The following is a 16,134-nucleotide window of genomic DNA, read 5'->3' on the forward strand; positions in this document are numbered from 1 at the left end:
CCACGGCGGCCGCGGTCCTCTCCATGGTGGAAGTGTCCAGACCACCGGAAGAGAGAGGTGATCCGCCGTGACGGCCGCTCCCGCAACCCCGGCCCTCCCGACGACCCGGCCGGCCGGCTGCCCGTTCGACCCGCCCGGCGAGTACGCGAACCTCCGGGAGACCGCGCCCACGTCGACGGTGCGCTGCCCGGCGGGCATGGACGCGCACCTCGTGACGCGGTACGCCGACGTCCGCGCGGTCCTCGCCGACCGCACGATGAGCTCGCGCGGCGCGTCTTCGGTGCACGTGCACCCGAACGCGGACCTGGACTTCGAGGTCAGCCCGGGGTCGATCATCCAGCTCGACGGCGACGCCCACGCGCGGCTGCGCAAGAAGGTGATCGCGGAGTTCACCGTGCGGCGCGTGGAGGCGCTGCGCGGGTACGTCCGGCAGCTGGTGGACAGCCACCTCGACGCGCTGCTCGCGCAGGGGGCGCCGGCCGATCTGGTGCAGCACTTCGCGTTGCCGATCCCGTCGCTGGTGATCTGCGAGCTGCTCGGCGTCCCGTACGCCGACCGGGCGCACTTCCAGCGGCAGAGCACGACGCTGGTCAGCACGGACGCGACACGGGAGGAAAGCGAGCAGGCCTACGACGCGCTTTCGGGCTACCTGGCCGAGTTGTTCGTGGCGAAGCAGCGGAACCCGCAGGACGACCTGTTCAGCAGGCTGGCTGCCGCCGAGGACTCCCTGACGATGGAAGAGCTGGTCGTGCTCGGGCTGAGCCTCCTGGTGGCCGGGCACGAGACGACGGCCAACATGATCGCGCTGAGTACGCTGGTGCTGCTGGAGCACCCGGAGCAGCGTGCGGAGGTGCTGGCCTCGCCGGAGCGGGCGGTGGAGGAGCTGCTGCGGTACCTGTCGGTGGTCCAGTTCGGCGTGCTGAGGTACGCGACCTCGGACGCCCGGGTCGGCTCGCGGGCGGTCCGGGCGGGGGAGTGGGTCGTGGCGGCGTTGAACTCGGCCAACCGCGACGAGTCGGTGTTCCCGCGCGCGGACGAGCTCGACTTCGGCCGCGAATCGCCGCGGACGCACGTGGCCTTCGGGTTCGGGGCGCACCAGTGCGTCGGCCAGCAGCTGGCGCGCGTGGAGCTGCAGGAGGCGTTGACGGGGTTGTTCCGCCGGGTCCCGGATCTGCGGCTCGCGGTGCCGCGGGAGCAGCTCGAGTACAAGCACAACACGCTGGTGTACGGGGTCCGGGAGCTGCCGGTGGCCTGGGGATTACGGTGACCGCGTGAAGCCGATGCCCGCACGCCGGCTCTGGGCGGCCGTGGAACCGTTGCACGCCGTCGTCTACTTCGCGCCCGAGACGGCCGAAGCGGCGAAGGCGGTCGGCTTGCGCGGCTACTGGATGGGGTACTTCGCGGGCCGGCTGGCGCCGCTGGGCCCGGTCGGTCCCGGGCCGGCGGCCGCGGTGCTGTTCGGCTTCGCACCGGCGATGGTGGCGCGGGCGTTGCCGGACGCGTGGTCGTTCGCCTCGCCCGAGGCGGTCGTCCGGTCCCGGCTCGAGGCAGTCTCGTCGGCGCTGAGCCGGGTGGCGGGTGACGTCTCGGAACTGAGCGCGCTGCTGTGGCGGGCGGTGGCCGCGTGCGAGTTCGGCGGGCGGCCGCTCGCGGCGGCGTGGGCGGCGGTGCCGGAACCGGCGGACCCACTGGCGCGGTTGTGGCTGGCGGCGACCATCCTGCGTGAGCACCGCGGCGACGGTCACGTCCTGGCCGCCGTCCACGCCGGGCTGAGCGGCTTGGAGACGACGCTCACCCACATCGGGGACGGAGTGCTCGGCCGCGGGGACATCCAGCCCCACCGCGGCTGGTCGGAGGCGCAGTGGGAGGCGGCGGCGGCCCGCCTGCGCGACCGCGGGCTCCTCGACGCGGACGGCGTGCTCACCGAAGCGGGGCGCGCGCTGCGCCGCCGGATCGAGGAGGACACGGACCGTCTCGCGGCGGCGCCGGTGGCCGCGCTCGGCCCCGACGTCGAGCGCCTGCTGGCGCTGGCGGTGCCGCTGAGCCGGGCGGTGATCGACCGCGGCGTCGTCCCGGTGCCGAACCCGATGGGGGTCCCGCGGCCCTGAGCCGTCGATTCCGGGCCCGGTCGTTCGACGCACCGGTGAACGCACCCGGACTTCGGAGGACTCCATGGCGCTGCTCGAAGGCAAGAACGCGATCGTCTACGGCGCCGCGGGGCGGATCGGCACGGCCGTCGCCACCGCGTTCGCCGCGGAAGGCGCGCGGGTGTTCGTGACCGGCCGGACCCGGTCCCGGCTGGACGAGCTGGCCGGCGGCATCCGCGCGGCGGGCGGGCGCGCCGAGGCGGCGGTGGTCGACGCCCTCGACGAGCGCGCGGTCGACGAGCACGCGGCCGCGGTGGCCGCCGAGGGCGGCATCGACGTCTCCGTCAACCTCATCGGCCACGGCGATGTGCAAGGGACGCCGCTGGTGGAGATGGCGCTCGCGGACTACGAGCGCCCGGTGGTCACGGCGGTGCGCACCCAGTTCCTGACCGCCCGCGCGGCGGCCCGCCACATGATCGGACGGCGCTCCGGGGCGATCCTGTTCTTCGGCGGCGCGGCCGAGCCGGTGCGCGAGTTCGCGGTCGGCGGGCTGCAGGTGGCGTTCCACGCCCTGGAGGCGATGCGCCGCCAGCTCGCGGCGGAGCTGGGCCCGCACGGAATCCGCACGGTGACGCTCCGGACGGGCGGCATCCCCGAAACGCTCCCGGCGGACTTCCCGGGCCGCGAGGCGATCGAGGAGACGATCGCGGGCAAGACGATGCTGGGCCGCACGGCCACCCTGACCGACGTGGGCGCGGTGGCGGCCTTCGTGGCCTCGGACCACGCCCGCACGATGACGGCGGCCACGGTCAACATCAGCTGCGGCGCCCTGGTGGACTGACGGGCGCCCGACGTCAGCGAGTCCCGTCGCGTTGCTCGACCACCAGCCGCTGGTGCCGGGCCGCCCGGACGCGGTCGCCGCAGGTCGTGGAGCACCAGCGGCGGCGGGCGTGCTCGCGGAAGTAGTAGCGGACGCAGCCGTGGGCCTCGCATGGGCGCACCAGGGATCCGAGCTCGCCGGTCACCACCTCGATCGCGTCACGGGCCAAGGCCGCCAACGCCGCGTCGAAGCTGCCCGGCCGCGTGCTGTGCCACTCGCGCGATGGCCCGTCCTCCCACGTCAGGCGGGGTGCGGCGGCGTCCGCCTGCGCGGCCGCGTTCACCGTCTCCACCGCCGTCGCGGCTGGATGGCCGCCTTGCGTCAACGTGGCCAGCAGCTCGCGGACCGCCGCGCGCAGGTCCGTCAATCGGCGCAGATCGACGTCGGCGACAGCCAGTCCGTGCTCGCGCAGCCACGCGGCCGCGCCGGCGGGTGCGGCGAGGTCGTCGGTCTCGCCGGCCGGTGTCAGGCGCCGGGTGTTGACCAGTGCCAGCGCGGGCGAGCGGTCCTCGCCGGGTGCCGCCGTGACCATGTCCGCCTCCCGAAGTCCGTGCCCAGTTTCCCCGGCGCGTTGACAGCCTACGCCGACTCATGGATAAATGGGCAAATAACCATGAGAGGAGACCACCGTGGTCACCGTGCACCACCGCTACGCCACCGTCGCCGGGCACCGGCTCTTCTACCGGGAGGCCGGTCCCGTCGGCGCGCCCACGATCGTGCTGCTCCACGGCTTCCCGACGAGCTCGCACATGTTCCGGCACCTCATCCCCGCGCTGGCCGACCGCTACCACGTCGTCGCGCCGGACTACCTCGGCGCGGGCGCCTCCGACGCGCCGCCCACCGGCGAGTTCACCTACACCTTCGACGCGCTCGCCGAACTCACCCGCGGCCTGCTCGACGAAATCGGCCTGGACCGCTTCGCTCTCTACATCCAGGACTTCGGCGCGCCGGTGGGCCTCCGCATCGCCGCCGGGAACCCCGATCGAGTGACGGCGATCGTCACGCAGAACGGCAACGCCTACGTCGACGGACTGGGCGTCGGCCTGCCGCAGAAGCTCGCCGCCGGCACGCTGACCGAGGACGACCTGCGCGGCATGGTCACCCTCGAGGCCACCAAGGCGCAGTACCTCGACGGCGTGCCCGACCCGTCGCTGGTCAGCCCGGACGTCTGGATCCACGACCAGGCGCTGCTGGACCGGCCCGGCGCCGCGGCGATCCAGCAGGCCCTGCTCGCGGACTACCACCACAACATCGGCCGGTACCCGGAGTTCCACGAGTACTTCCGGACCAGCCGGGTGCCCCTGCTGGCCGTCTGGGGCGGCAACGACGAGATCTTCGTCGCCGACGGCGCCCGCGCCTACGCCCGCGACCTGCCGGACGCCGAGATCCACCTGCTCGACTCCGGCCACTTCGCCCTGGAAACGCACCTGGACGCGATCGCCGGGTACATCCGGGGTTTCCTCGGCCGCGTGCTGCCCGTTGACCGGGACGCCCGTTGACCACCGGGCCGGCGCGCTCGTAGGGCTTCCCGGCGGCGAACGCGGTGGACGGGAACTCCGCGCCCGCTGAGCGAGCGCGGCCGGCGTCGATCCACAGTGGATGTACGTCCGGAACTGCTTGAGTCGGGTGAAGCAGCGATCGTGGCCGTCGCAGCCCAGGTGGATCTTGGTGGTGGGTCCGCCGCCACCACGACCGAAGATCGAAGCGCGTCACCAACACCACCACTTCGAGGACGAGCCCTAGCGCCAGCTGTCCTCGCCGAAGCCGAGGGTCACCGGGCCGCGGCGGGTGCCCGCCACCGTCTCCGACGGCAGCACCTCGTCCAGGAACGCGTAGTCCGGGCTGCGGGTGCGCGCGTGCCACTGGGCGATCTCGTGCCAGCCCGGGGCGGCCAGCGCGCCGCCGAAGTGCTGGACCGACAGGCTCGCCGTCAGGCAGGCGAACCGGAGGCGCTCCACCAGCGGCCAGCCGGTCAGGGTCGCGGCCACGAAACCCGCGCCGAACACGTCACCCGCGCCCGTCGCGTCCAGCACGTCCACCGGCAGCGCCGGGACCGCCGCCGTCTCGCCGGTCGTCCCGTCCACCGCCAGCACTCCCGCGCCGCCGCGGGTGATCACCGCGAGGGGGACCAGCTCCGCCAGCCTGCTCAGCGCCGCTTCCGGCGTGTCCGTGCGGGTGTAGCGCATCGCTTCGATCTCGTTCGGCAGGAACGCGTGGCAGCACGCCAGCTGGTCCAGCAGCGCCGCCGACCAGGCCTCCGACGGGTCCCAGCCGACGTCGGCGAACACGAGGCTGCCCGACTGGTGCGCGGTGTGGACCCACTCGGCCGTGTCGAGGCCGATGTGCGCGACCGTCGCCCGGCTCGGCGGCGGCGAACCGGCCAGCTCCGCGACCGGCACGGGCGGCGGGTGGCCGTGGGTGACCATCGCGCGGTCGCCCGCGTAGGCCAGGGAGACCGTCACCGGCGAGTGCCACTCCGGGAACTGCCGCGACCGCGACAGGTCGATGTGCTCCTGGCGGGCCAGCACGTCCCAGCAGTAGCGCCCGTAGACGTCGGTGCCGAACGCCGCCGCCAGCGACGTCCGCAGGCCGAGGCGGCTCAGCGCGACGGCGAAGTTCGCGATCCCGCCCGGCCCCGAGCCCATGCCGCCCGTCCACACCTCGGTGCCCGGCGCCGGCGGGTGTTCGAGCCCGGTGAACACCAGGTCGAAGAACAGCAGGCCGGACAGGAAGACATCGATGTCGGGTGCGGGCTCGGCCGGCACGGGCGCCTCCACGTCGGTCAGGCAGCGGTCGGCCCGAGCCTGCGTCAGCGGCGCGTGATTCGCAAGAGGGGTGCGGCTTCGGCCACGGCATGCGGAATTCCGGCTGCTAGGGTCGCCGGATGCGGCACTGCAGTCATTCGGAGCTGCGCTCCGGGCCGGGGGCGCCGCCACCCGGTCCCCCGGAAAGGCTGTGTCGTCCGGGCCTGGGTCATCCGGGCCTGTGTCATCCGGCGCCACGCCCCGAGCCGGGGGCGCTGCCACCCGCACCCTCGAAAACCCGGGACAGTCACCCGATCGGTGCCGGGCGATGAGGCTGGCGATCCTCGGCGGCGGCGGGTTCCGCGTGCCGCTGGTGCACGGGGCGCTGCTGGCCGGCGGCGAAGTCACCGAACTGGTCCTGCACGACGTCGACGCCGGCCGCCTCGCCGCGATCGAACGCGTCCTGGCCGAGCAGGCCGCCGGCGCGGCCGGCGCGCCGCGGGTCCGGACCACCACCGACCTCGCCGCCGCGGTGTCCGATGTGGACTTCGTGTTCTCGGCCGTCCGGGTCGGCGGCCTGCGCGGCCGGCGGCTGGACGAGCGGATCGCGCACGCGGAAGGCGTGCTGGGCCAGGAAACCGTCGGTGCGGGTGGGATCGCCTACGGGTTGCGGACGGTCCCGGTCGCGGTCGCCCTCGCGCGGCTGATCGGGGAGCTGGCGCCGCGCGCGTGGGTCATCAACTTCACCAACCCCGCCGGGATGGTCACCGAGGCGATGGCCGCGCACCTCGGCGGCCGGGTGATCGGCATCTGCGACTCCCCGGTCGGGTTGTGCCGCCGCGTCGCCCGCGCCCTCGGGATCGACGCGGCGACGGCGAAGTTCGACTACGCGGGACTCAACCACCTCGGCTGGCTCCGCTCGGTCCGCGTCGGCGGCGAGGACGTCCTGCCGCGGCTGCTGGCCGACACCGGCGCGTGCGAGTCGTTCGAGGAGGGAAGGCTCTTCGGCGCGGACTGGCTGCGCACCCTCGGCGCGATCCCGAACGAATACCTGCACTATTTCTACTTCGCCCGCGAGGCCGCCGGCTCCGCGTCACGCGGGGCTTTCCTGCTGGAGCAGCAACGCGGTTTCTACGCCGAACCTTCGCTGGCGTCGTGGGAACGCACGCGCCTGGAACGCGAAGCGACGTACATGGCCGAGACGCGCGAAGGGGAGCGTGACGACCTCGAGGGCGGCGGCTACGAGAAGGTCGCGCTGGCCTTGATGCGCGCCCTCGCGCACGGCGAGCGCACGACGTTGATCCTCAACGTCCGCAACGGTTCCGCGCTCCCGGGCGTGCCGGGCGACGCCGTCGTCGAGGTGCCGTGCACGGTCGACGCCGAGGGCGCCCGCCCGCTCGCCGCCGCGCCGCTGGCCGGCCACGCGCTGGGCCTGGTGACGACGGTCAAGGCCGTCGAGCGGGCGGTGCTCGAAGCGGCGGCGACGGGTTCGCGGGCGGCGGCGCTGCGGGCGTTCGCGCTGCACCCGCTGGTCGGCTCGGTGCCGGTCGCGCGGCGGCTGCTCGACGCCTACGTCGCCGCGCACCCGGAACTCGCCTACCTCGCTTGAGGCACCGCCATCGCGTTGAACTCCGCTTCGGCTTCCCGCTCGACGTAGAGCCGCCACGCCCGGTCGGCGATGGCGTCCGGATCGAGCGTGCCCACGGTGAAGCCGTGGTCCTGCGCGGTGAACACGCGGTGGATGTCGCCGCGCTCGATGAGGCCGCCGATGGTGAGGATCCCGGCGTGGACACCCTGCTCCCGCAGGGCGGCGTGCAGCGTCAGCACGTACATCCGCAGCGCCGCCGACGCCGGGGCGAGGCTGCCGAGCATCGGCATCGGGTACTTGCCGCTCAGGCCGCCGGCGAACAGCAGGGAACCCGAACCGCGGGCCAGCAGGTCCGGCAGCACGGCCTGGACCAGGTTCGCCGCCGGGAGCACGACGGAGGCGAACGACGCTCCCAGCGCGGCGGCGCCGGCTTCGGGCAGCGGCGTGATGCCCGGGCCGGAAGTGGCGTCGGCCGGCCCGAAGTACACGGCGTCGAGCTCGCCGGCGTCGGCCTTGATGCGGGCGAGCACGGCACGGAGCTGCGGTTCGTCGGTGACGTCGGCCGTGTAGGTGCGGGCGTCGATCCCGGCCAGTGACGCGCGGTAAGTGCCGTGCCGGGTGTCGGTGCGGGAAACCAGCGCGGTCGTGAAGCCTTCGCGGCCGAAGCGGTGGGCGATCGACAGACCGAGTCCGGGGCCGACCCCCAGGACGGCGAGCACTTTCGACACGGAACCTCCTGAACTTGAGTGTCTCCTCAACTTATCCCCAAGTTGAGCAAGCCGTCAACTTGTTCTGTGTCCACAATGGACGTCGTCCGGGTGAGGCCGTCCGGGCGGTTTCCGGCGTCCGGACGGGTTTCCCGTGGTCACGGGCCTTCCGTCACGCCGGGAGCGGCGCTCATCATCGGCGGCATGACCGCTGCCTATCCCGCCGAGAAGGACCATCCCGCCGTCCCGATGGGGGCGCTCTACGCCGGGCACCCGCCGATGTCCCGGATCGTGTTCCCCAGCGGGCACGAAGGCTGGCTGGTGACGCGCTACGACGACGTCCGCACGGTCTTTTCCGACCCGCGGTTCAGCCGCAACCTGCTGTACCCGGGCGCGCCGTGCCTGATCGAGCCGGGCGACTTCTCGACCGGCGAGCACAGCATCCTCAACATGGACCCGCCCGACCACACCCGCCTGCGGCGGCTGTCGGCGCAGGCGTTCACCGTCCGCCGGATCGCGGCGCTGCGGCCCCGGATCCAGGAGATCGCGGACGGGCTGCTGGCGGCGATGGTCGCGCACGGGCCGCCCGCGAACCTGGTCGAGGAGTTCGCCTTCCCGCTGCCGACCGCGGTGATGTGCGAGCTGCTCGGCGTCCCGTTCGCCGGCCGCGAGCGGTTCCGGCAGTGGTCGCGGGTGATCGTGACGCCGATGCAGCACGAGCCCGCCGACGTCGAGCAGGCCCGGCGCGACGGCGCCGAGGACATGGCCGCACTGGTGGCGGAGAAGCGGGCGCGCCCGGCGGAGGACTTCCTGAGCGCGCTGGTGCACGCCCGCGACGAAGACGGCGACCGCCTCACCGAGCCGGAGCTGATCGACCTCGCCACCCAGCTGCTGCTCGCCGGCCACGAGACGACGGTGAGCCTGATCGGGTGCGGGATCGTCCTGCTCTGCGGGCACCCGGAGCAGCTGGCGGCGTTGCGGGCCGATTCGTCGCTGACGCCGGGCGCGGTCGAGGAGATCATGCGGTACGACGGGCCGGTGGACTCGTCGCTGCTGCGCGTGGCGCTCGAGGACGTGCCGCTGGGCGGGGTGCTGGTGCGTCGGGGAGTGGCGGTGCTGGCGCACGTCGGAGCGGCGAACCGGGACGAGAACGTGTTCCGGTCGGCGGCGGAGTTCGACATCCGCCGGAAAGACGCTCCGCAGCTGGGCTTCGGGCACGGGATCCACTTCTGCCTCGGGGCGGCACTGGCCCGGCTGGAGGGCGAGATCGCCCTGCGTGCCCTGGTGGACCGCCTGCCGGGACTGGACCTGGCGGTACCGGCGGAGTCGATCGCCTGGCGACCGCCGTTGTCGGTGCGCGGGCCGGAGGAGGTGCCGGTGACCTGGTCGGTGTGAGCCTGCGCCGAACGCCCGTGCGCGTTGGCGCCACCGGCCGAGCCGCGGCTGGCGACGCTGCTCCAAGCGGGTAGAACCTGTTCCAGTTCTGCGCCGGTGCGGAGACCATGGCCCTCGCTGTTCCGCGAGCGAGGAGTACGCCATGGATGCCGACCTGACCCGCCGTCAGCTCCTGCGCGGCGGTGCCGCCGGTGTGGGGCTCGCCGTCACCGCCGGGCCGGCGGCCCCCGCCGCGGCCGCACCGGCCGGCGAGTACGACGTGGTCGTGGTCGGGTCGGGCGCGGCGGGCATGACCGCCGCGCTGACCGCGGCCAAGCGGGGGCTGAGCGTCGTCGTGCTCGAGAAGGCGCCGACCTTCGGCGGGTCCGCGGCCCGGTCCGGGGCCGGGATCTGGATCCCCAACAACCGCGTGCTGCTCGCCGCCGGCGTGCCGGACACCCCCGCGAAAGCCGCGCAGTACCTCGCCGCCGTCGTCGGGCCGGATGTCCCGGCCGCGCGGCAGGAGGCGTTCCTGCGCCACGGCCCCGCCATGATCGACTTCGTCCTGGCCAACAGCCCGCTGCGGTTCCGGTTCATGGCGGGCTACAGCGACTACTACCCGGAACTGCCGGGCGGCCTGCCGAACGGCCGGTCGATCGAGCCGGACCAGTTCGACGGCAACCTGCTCGGCGCCGAGCTCGCCCACCTCAACCCGCCCTACCTCGCCACACCGCCCGGGCTCGTCGTCTTCAGCGCCGACTACAAGTGGCTGAACCTCGCCCTGGTGAACGCCAAGGGGGCCGCGGTCGCCGCCGAGTGCCTCGCCCGCGGCACGGCCGCCGCGGTGGCCGGGCAGAAGCCGCTCACCATGGGACAGTCGCTCGCCGCCGGGCTGCGCGTCGGCCTGCAGCGGGCGAACGTCCCGGTGCTGCTGAGCACCCCGCTCGTCGACCTGAACGTCGAAAACGGCGCGGTCACCGGGGTTGTGACGCCGAACGGTCTGGTGCGGGCGCGGCGCGGGGTGATCGTCGGCTCGGGTGGCTTCGAGCACAACGCCGCGATGCGCGCGCAGTACCAGCGGCAGCCCATCGGCACCGACTGGACGGTCGGCGCGAAGGAGAACACCGGCGACGGCCACCGCGCCGGGCAGCGCGCCGGCGCGGCCTTCGACCTGATGGACGACGCCTGGTGGGGCCCGGCCATCCCGACCCCCGGCGACCCGTACTTCTGCCTGGCCGAACGGACCCTGCCCGGCGGGCTGATCGTGAACCAGGCCGGGCAGCGGTTCGTCGACGAGGCCGCGCCCTACAGCGATGTCGTGCACACCATGTACGACAGGAACCCGTCGGCGCCGGACATCCCGGCGTGGCTGATCGTCGACCAGAACTACCGCAACCGGTACCTGTTCCGCGACATCGCGCCGCTGCTGCCGTTCCCGGACGCCTGGTACGCCGCCGGCGCCGTCTTCAAGGCGTCGACGATCCAGGGCCTCGGCACGCAGATCGGCGTCCCGCCCGCCGCTCTGAAGTCCACTGTGGATCGCTTCAACGGGTTCGCCCGGTCCGGTGTGGACAGTGACTTCCGCCGCGGCGCGAGTGCGTACGACCACTACTACACGGACCCGGCGGTGACGCCGAACTCCTGCCTGGCGCCGCTGTGGGCGGCGCCGTACTACGCACTGCGGCTGGTCCCCGGCGACCTCGGCACGAAGGGCGGCATGCGCACGGACGCCCGGGCGCGGGTGCTGCGCCCGGACGGCTCGGTGATCCCCGGCCTGTACGCGGCGGGCAACGCCAGCGCGGCGGTGATGGGCCACAGCTACGCCGGCGCGGGCTCGACCATCGGCCCGGCGATGACGTTCGGGTACATCGCCGGAAACGACGTCTAGAACTCCTTTTCCACCAGCGGGAGCACTTCGGTGCCGAGCAGTTCGATCGCGCGCATGACCTCGGCGTGCGGGACGCCGGACCAGTCCATCTGCATCGCGTACCGGTCCGCGCCGGTGAGCTTGCCGACCGCGATCAGCCGCTCGGCGATCTCCTGCGGGCTGCCGACGAACAGCGCGTTCGCGTCGCGGGTGTATTCGTCGTACTCCGCGCGGCTCGGGACCGCCCAGCCGCGGGCGCGGGCGCCGTACTTCATGGTCTCGAGCCAGTACGGGTAGAAGGTTTCCTTGGCTTCCTGCGACTTCTCGGCGATGAAGCCGATCGCGCCCATGGTGACGTGCAGGTCGGCGGGGTCCTGTTCGCCGGCCTCGCCGGCCCGGCGGTAGAGGTCGACCAGCGGGGCGAACCGCTCGGGCTGTCCACCGATCACGGCGTACACCACGGGCAGGCCGAGCAGCCCGGCGCGGATCGACGACTCCGGGTTGCCGCCGGTGCCGACCGAGATGCGCAGGCGCCTGCCGTAGGGCCGCGGCAGGATCCGCGCGTTCTCCAGCGGCGGGCGGAACTTGCCCGACCAGGTCAGCGGGTCTTCGCGGTCGATGCGCAGGAGCAGGGCGAGCTTCTCCTCGAAGAGTTCGTCGTAGTCGCCGAGGTCGTGGCCGAAGAGCGGGAACGACTCGGTGAACGACCCGCGCCCGGCGAGCAGCTCGGCGCGGCCGTGGCTGAGCTGGTCGAGCGTGGTGAACTGCTGGTAGAGGCGGACCGGGTCCTCGGTGCTCAGCACGGTGACGGCGGAGCTCAGGGTGATCTGGTTGGTGACACTCGCGGCGGCGGCCAGCACGGTGCCCGGGTTGGAGATCGCGTACTGGTCGAGGTGGTGCTCGCCGAGGCCGTAGAAGCCGAGGCCCAGCTCGTCGGCGAGCTTGATCCGCTCGAGGGTGTTGGCCAGCGTCTGCGCGACGGTGGGCTGCTCGCCGGTGCGCGGGTCCGGCGCACGGTCGCCGAAGCTGTAGATGCCGAGTTTCATACAACGCTCAACTATCTCGCGGCCGGATTCGTTCCCTCGGGCTCAGCCGAGCCGGGGCTCGATGGCCTTGAGGGTCTTCTCCGGCAGCTTCAGCGCGGCGACTGTCCGCATCGTGCGGCCACCGTAACGCGGCGAATGGACGGACGGGAGGAGTTGATTGTTGGTTCCACGGCCTGGGCGGGTGGTCCCGCTGCTGTCGGAACCGTCTGCGGTCGAACTCGTCTGCCGCTGGCACCCGCCGTTGCCGTCGGAATCGCCTCGCCCCGAATTCGTCTGCCTCGGAACCCGCGGCCGGGGGAGCGCCCGGCCCGGGATCGCTGCGGGGGCCGTAATCGCCCAGACCGCCGCCGCGGCCCGGAACCCCGGGGAACCGCCGCATCCCTCAAGCCGTCCACTCGGGATCGCGGCCCAGGTAGCGCAGCAGGCTCGCCACCGCGTTGTCGTCGGGTGACTCCGGCAAGGCCGGTGCGTACGCGAAGCCGCGCAGGGGGTCGGCCAGCTGGTGGGCCACCGGGAGGAGCTGCTCGGCCAGCTTCGGCGTCAGCGGGGACTTCTGGCCCGTGGCCTTCGCGATGTCCCACGCGTGCACCGCCGCGTCGAGTGCGGCCGCTCCTGCGGCCAGTGGGGCCGGGAGGGCTCCCTGCGGCAACGGCGTCGGGACCTCCGTTGCGTCAAGCGGCACCGTTGCGAATGCCGCCGCCGCCGCGGTCAGGGTTGGCTCCAGGAACTCCGCGGGTGCGGCCGGCAGGGAACCCGACGGGGCGAACGGGTTGAAGTCGGGGCCGCCCGAACCCGTGATCGCTGCCGCGTAGCCCAGCTGGTCGCCCGCCGCGTGCTGGAGGACCTGCGTCACGTTCCACTCCGTGCACGGGGTCGGGGCCGTCCAGTCGCGCACGCCCGCGATCGCCGATCGCAGCGCTTCGTGGGCCGACGCCAGCACCGGCCAGGGTGAGCCGCTCGCCCGGCTCGCGAAGAAGCGGCGGATGTCGCCCACCAGGACGTCGGTGGCCTCGTGGGCCGCGTAGTGGCCCGCCGCGTCGCGGGGACCGCCGGAGGCCGCTGCCGTGTCGTAGCTGTTCCAGCTGACGATGTTCGCGTGGTCGCGCTCGGCGAACCGCCTGATCGACCGGAAGTCCCCCGCGAACATCGCCAGGGCCGTCGGGACCGTCGTCGGGCCCGCCGGACGCGGCTTCGCGTGCGCATCCTCGTAGTAGAAGCGGATCGACGAACCCGCCGTGCGGGTCAGCCAGTACAGCGCCACGTTCGCCAGCACGAACTCCGGAGCCAGGTGCTCGCCGAACAGCTGGGCGTTCCACGCCAGCAGGCCCAGCGGCGAGTCCGCGAGCGCGAACGCCAGCGTGTGCGGCTGCTGGCTGTGCAGGACGTTGAAGGAGAACATGTTGTCCATGAACCACTGCAGGTGCGCCAGCGCGGCCTGGTCGGCTTCGCTCAGGTCCGCCAGCTCGGCCGGGTCGCCGGTCGGGAACGAGAACAGCTGCGTGACGTGCACGCCGACCACCTTCTCCGGCGCGAGCCTGCCGATCTCCGGCGAGATCATCGACCCCGCGTCGTTGCCCACCGCGCCGTAGGACTCGTAGCCCAGGCGGCTCATCAGCTCGGCCCACGCCGCCGCCGTGCGGTGCGTGCCCCAGCCCGCCGACCGGGTCGGCCCCGAGAAACCGAATCCGGGCAGCGACGGGATGACCAGGTGGAACGTCGGCTCGTCCGCCGATCCCGGCTCGGTCAGCGGGCCGATCACGTCGAGGTACTCGACGATCGACCCCGGCCAGCCGTGCGTCAGCACCAGCGGGGTCGCGTCCGCCCGCGACGAGCGGACGTGCAGGAAGTGGATCGTCTCGCCGTCGATCTCGGTCAGGAACTGCGGGTACGCGTTCAGCCGCGCCTCGAACGCCCGCCAGTCGAACTTCTCCAGCCAGTACTCGGCCAGCGCGCGGACCCGCTCGTTCGTGACGCCGTACTCGGCGGGCAGCTCCTCCGGCCACCGCGCCCCGCGCAGGCGGTTCTCCAGGTCGTCGAGGGCGCGCTGCGGGATCTCGGCGCGGAACGGGCGGAGAAGGGGGACCGACATGACGAGCTCCTTCGATCGGGAACGGAATGCTTCGTTCCGAAGATTAGCAGACCGGAATGATCCGTTCCAGTGCTAATCTCGTCCCATGCCCGAGTCAGCCCCGCCGGAGACCGCCCTGCCCGGCCGCCGCGGCCAGGCCGCCCGCAACAACATCGTCATCCTCGACGCCGCCCGCCACGTCTTCCTCGGCGATCCCAAGGCGCCGATCTCCCAGGTCGCCGAGCGCGCCGGCGTCGGCATCAGCGCCCTGTACCGCCGCTACCCGAGCAAGGAGGCCCTGCTCTGCCGCATCTGCCACGACGGGCTCCTCATGTACATCGGCGAAGCCGAGTTCGCCGCGGAGGAGCCGGACGGCTGGGTGGCGTTGACCAAGTTCCTCGAGCGGGTGGTCGACCTCGACGTGCACTCGCTGACCGTCCACCTCGCCGGCACGTTCACCCCGACCCCCGAGATGGGCCGGGACGCGCGGCGGGCGGGCGAGCTGACGAAGCAGCTGGTCGAGCGGGCGCGGGAAACCGGGCGCCTGCGCCCGGACGCCGTCGCCGAAGACATCGGCATGATCCTCGAGTGCTGCGCCGCCATCCGTGTCGACGACGAGGAGCGCACCGCCCAGCTGCGCAGCCGGTACCTGGCGCTGCTCGTCGAAGGCCTGTCGGCCCACGGCCCGGATCTGCCGGGGCCGCCGCCGCGCCCGGGTGAGATGAACGGCCGCTGGCGTCCCTCCTGACGGGGGTGCCGCGGCGCGTCCGGATGGAGGTAACGAATTCTCCTGGCGCGACGACTGATCAGCGTCGGCTGTCCAAAAAAGACCTACGCAAGATCTGTCAGAGCGGCATTCCCCGGACCGGAACAGCGAGATGACGACTATGCAGAGAAGCTGGCGACGGACCACGATCCTGTCTTCGGTGGCCGCACTGGCCACGGCGTTCATCGCAATCGCCCCCGCCGCCCAGGCGGACACGCCCACCAGTTCCGTCGAAGTCAGCCCGGCAACGGTGCTGCCGGGGCAGACTTTCACGGTCACGCAAACCATTCACAACCCCACCGATTTCACGGTGACTTTCGCGAAGGGTGCCATTTACGGCACGCCGACCGCGATCACCGATGTCGTCGACATCGTGTCCTGCACCAACACGACGGCGGTCGGCTGCTTCCAGGCCGGCAGCAGCTACCGCGCCGCGTTCGGGGATCTCGAGGCGGGCGGCACGAAGACGACGGTGTGGACCCTGCGCGTCAAGGACACCGCGGCACCGGGGCAGTTCACGCTGCAGCACCAGTTCGTCGGTGACAACTACGCCTTCGACATCCTCGACGGCCCGGTGATCACCATCGCGAACCCCGTGACGCAGGCCGACGTCAAGGTCGCACTGGGCGCCAACGGGCACGGCGGGCTGAACGCGCGCATCGACTACGCGGTGACCGTGACGAACTCCGGCCCGTCCGCCGCGAGCGGGATCCGGGTCGTGGCCACGTATCCGGCGGGACTGTCGTTCGCGAGCGGCTCCGGCTGCACCCCCGTCAGCGGCACCCGGACCGTGAACTGTGACGTCGCTTCGCTGGCCAGCGGCGCGTCGGCGACGCCGAAGTTCTCGGTGAACGGCGGCCTGCTCGCGCTCGGTTCGTACACCACGACGGCGAAGCGGACGGCGAGTTCGCCGTCGGATCCCAACCCCGCCAACGACAGTGCGTCGAAGACGTGCTCGGCGCTCACCGGGCTCGTCGTGACCTGCTGAGGGTCGCGAGAGGCGAACC

Annotated in this window: 14 protein-coding genes; 9 read left to right on the forward strand and 5 right to left on the reverse strand. The window is 72.8% G+C overall.

Annotation, left to right across the window (positions count from 1 at the left end; genetic code table 11):
• Window positions 1-67 precede the first annotated feature (67 nt).
• The 3 genes from ACLJOU_RS30820 (at window position 68) to ACLJOU_RS30830 (ending at window position 2,928) form a co-directional block, all read left to right on the forward strand.
• Complete coding sequence (locus ACLJOU_RS30820; protein WP_410572210.1) at window positions 68-1,267, forward strand: cytochrome P450; 1,200 nt, start codon at window positions 68-70, stop codon at window positions 1,265-1,267.
• 13 nt (window positions 1,268-1,280) lie between these two features.
• Entirely contained in the window at window positions 1,281-2,108 is an 828-nt protein-coding gene (locus ACLJOU_RS30825) for an SCO6745 family protein (RefSeq protein WP_410572498.1), read from the forward strand.
• A gap of 64 nt (window positions 2,109-2,172) precedes the next feature.
• Entirely contained in the window at window positions 2,173-2,928 is a 756-nt protein-coding gene (locus ACLJOU_RS30830) for an SDR family NAD(P)-dependent oxidoreductase (protein WP_410572211.1), read from the forward strand.
• Between the two features lie 13 nt (window positions 2,929-2,941).
• On the opposite strand, the gene ACLJOU_RS30835 is transcribed toward ACLJOU_RS30830, so the two are convergent.
• A complete protein-coding gene (locus tag ACLJOU_RS30835; RefSeq protein WP_410572213.1) occupies window positions 2,942-3,499 on the reverse strand; it encodes a CGNR zinc finger domain-containing protein in 558 nt (185 codons plus the stop codon).
• Between the two features lie 97 nt (window positions 3,500-3,596).
• On the opposite strand from ACLJOU_RS30835, the gene ACLJOU_RS30840 reads away from it, so the two are divergent.
• Window positions 3,597-4,466, forward strand: a complete 870-nt coding sequence (locus ACLJOU_RS30840) for an alpha/beta fold hydrolase (protein ID WP_410572215.1) — start codon at window positions 3,597-3,599, stop codon at window positions 4,464-4,466.
• A gap of 240 nt (window positions 4,467-4,706) precedes the next feature.
• Here the strand turns inward: ACLJOU_RS30840 and ACLJOU_RS30845 are convergent, their stop codons facing one another.
• Window positions 4,707-5,732 carry a carbohydrate kinase family protein gene (locus tag ACLJOU_RS30845; RefSeq protein WP_410572216.1) on the reverse strand — a complete coding sequence of 342 codons (1,026 nt, stop codon included), beginning with the start codon at window positions 5,730-5,732 and terminating at the stop codon, window positions 4,707-4,709.
• Window positions 5,733-6,039: 307 nt separating this feature from the next.
• On the opposite strand from ACLJOU_RS30845, the gene ACLJOU_RS30850 reads away from it, so the two are divergent.
• A complete protein-coding gene (locus ACLJOU_RS30850) occupies window positions 6,040-7,320 on the forward strand; it encodes a 6-phospho-beta-glucosidase (RefSeq protein ID WP_410572218.1) in 1,281 nt (426 codons plus the stop codon).
• On the opposite strand, the gene ACLJOU_RS30855 is transcribed toward ACLJOU_RS30850, so the two are convergent.
• Complete coding sequence (locus ACLJOU_RS30855) at window positions 7,308-8,027, reverse strand: SDR family NAD(P)-dependent oxidoreductase (RefSeq protein ID WP_410572219.1); 720 nt, start codon at window positions 8,025-8,027, stop codon at window positions 7,308-7,310. The genes ACLJOU_RS30850 and ACLJOU_RS30855 overlap by 13 nt on opposite strands.
• Before the next feature lie 183 nt (window positions 8,028-8,210).
• On the opposite strand from ACLJOU_RS30855, the gene ACLJOU_RS30860 reads away from it, so the two are divergent.
• Window positions 8,211-9,401, forward strand: a complete 1,191-nt coding sequence (locus tag ACLJOU_RS30860) for a cytochrome P450 (RefSeq protein WP_410572221.1) — start codon at window positions 8,211-8,213, stop codon at window positions 9,399-9,401.
• Window positions 9,402-9,543: 142 nt separating this feature from the next.
• On the forward strand, window positions 9,544-11,268 hold the full coding sequence (gene kstD / locus ACLJOU_RS30865; protein ID WP_410572223.1) for a 3-oxosteroid 1-dehydrogenase: 1,725 nt from the start codon (window positions 9,544-9,546) through the stop codon (window positions 11,266-11,268).
• Here the strand turns inward: kstD and ACLJOU_RS30870 are convergent.
• Entirely contained in the window at window positions 11,265-12,293 is a 1,029-nt protein-coding gene (locus ACLJOU_RS30870; RefSeq protein WP_410572225.1) for an LLM class flavin-dependent oxidoreductase, read from the reverse strand. The genes kstD and ACLJOU_RS30870 overlap by 4 nt on opposite strands.
• 382 nt (window positions 12,294-12,675) lie before the next feature.
• Entirely contained in the window at window positions 12,676-14,382 is a 1,707-nt protein-coding gene (locus ACLJOU_RS30875) for a TIGR03086 family metal-binding protein (RefSeq protein WP_410572226.1), read from the reverse strand.
• An 85-nt stretch (window positions 14,383-14,467) separates the two neighbouring features.
• On the opposite strand from ACLJOU_RS30875, the gene ACLJOU_RS30880 reads away from it, so the two are divergent.
• Window positions 14,468-15,109: a TetR/AcrR family transcriptional regulator gene (locus ACLJOU_RS30880; protein WP_410572228.1), complete on the forward strand. Its 642-nt coding sequence runs from the start codon at window positions 14,468-14,470 to the stop codon at window positions 15,107-15,109.
• A gap of 178 nt (window positions 15,110-15,287) precedes the next feature.
• Window positions 15,288-16,115, forward strand: a complete 828-nt coding sequence (locus tag ACLJOU_RS30885; RefSeq protein ID WP_410572500.1) for a DUF11 domain-containing protein — start codon at window positions 15,288-15,290, stop codon at window positions 16,113-16,115.
• Window positions 16,116-16,134: the final 19 nt, after the last annotated feature.

The organism is Amycolatopsis sp. cmx-4-61, assembly GCF_046548775.1.
Lineage (GTDB): Bacteria > Actinomycetota > Actinomycetes > Mycobacteriales > Pseudonocardiaceae > Amycolatopsis.

Excerpts from the sequence above, each read along its gene's own strand:
- kstD (WP_410572223.1), top strand. The coding sequence starts at position 9,544 with ATGGATGCCGACCTGACCCGCCGTCAGCTCCTGCGCGGCGGTGCCGCC.
- ACLJOU_RS30880 (WP_410572228.1), top strand. The coding sequence starts at position 14,468 with ATGCCCGAGTCAGCCCCGCCGGAGACCGCCCTGCCCGGCCGCCGCGGC.
- ACLJOU_RS30860 (WP_410572221.1), top strand. The coding sequence starts at position 8,211 with ATGACCGCTGCCTATCCCGCCGAGAAGGACCATCCCGCCGTCCCGATG.
- ACLJOU_RS30825 (WP_410572498.1), top strand. The coding sequence starts at position 1,281 with ATGCCCGCACGCCGGCTCTGGGCGGCCGTGGAACCGTTGCACGCCGTC.
- ACLJOU_RS30835 (WP_410572213.1), bottom strand. The coding sequence starts at position 3,499 with ATGGTCACGGCGGCACCCGGCGAGGACCGCTCGCCCGCGCTGGCACTG.
- ACLJOU_RS30870 (WP_410572225.1), bottom strand. The coding sequence starts at position 12,293 with ATGAAACTCGGCATCTACAGCTTCGGCGACCGTGCGCCGGACCCGCGC.
- ACLJOU_RS30850 (WP_410572218.1), top strand. The coding sequence starts at position 6,040 with ATGAGGCTGGCGATCCTCGGCGGCGGCGGGTTCCGCGTGCCGCTGGTG.
- ACLJOU_RS30830 (WP_410572211.1), top strand. The coding sequence starts at position 2,173 with ATGGCGCTGCTCGAAGGCAAGAACGCGATCGTCTACGGCGCCGCGGGG.
- ACLJOU_RS30875 (WP_410572226.1), bottom strand. The coding sequence starts at position 14,382 with ATGTCGGTCCCCCTTCTCCGCCCGTTCCGCGCCGAGATCCCGCAGCGC.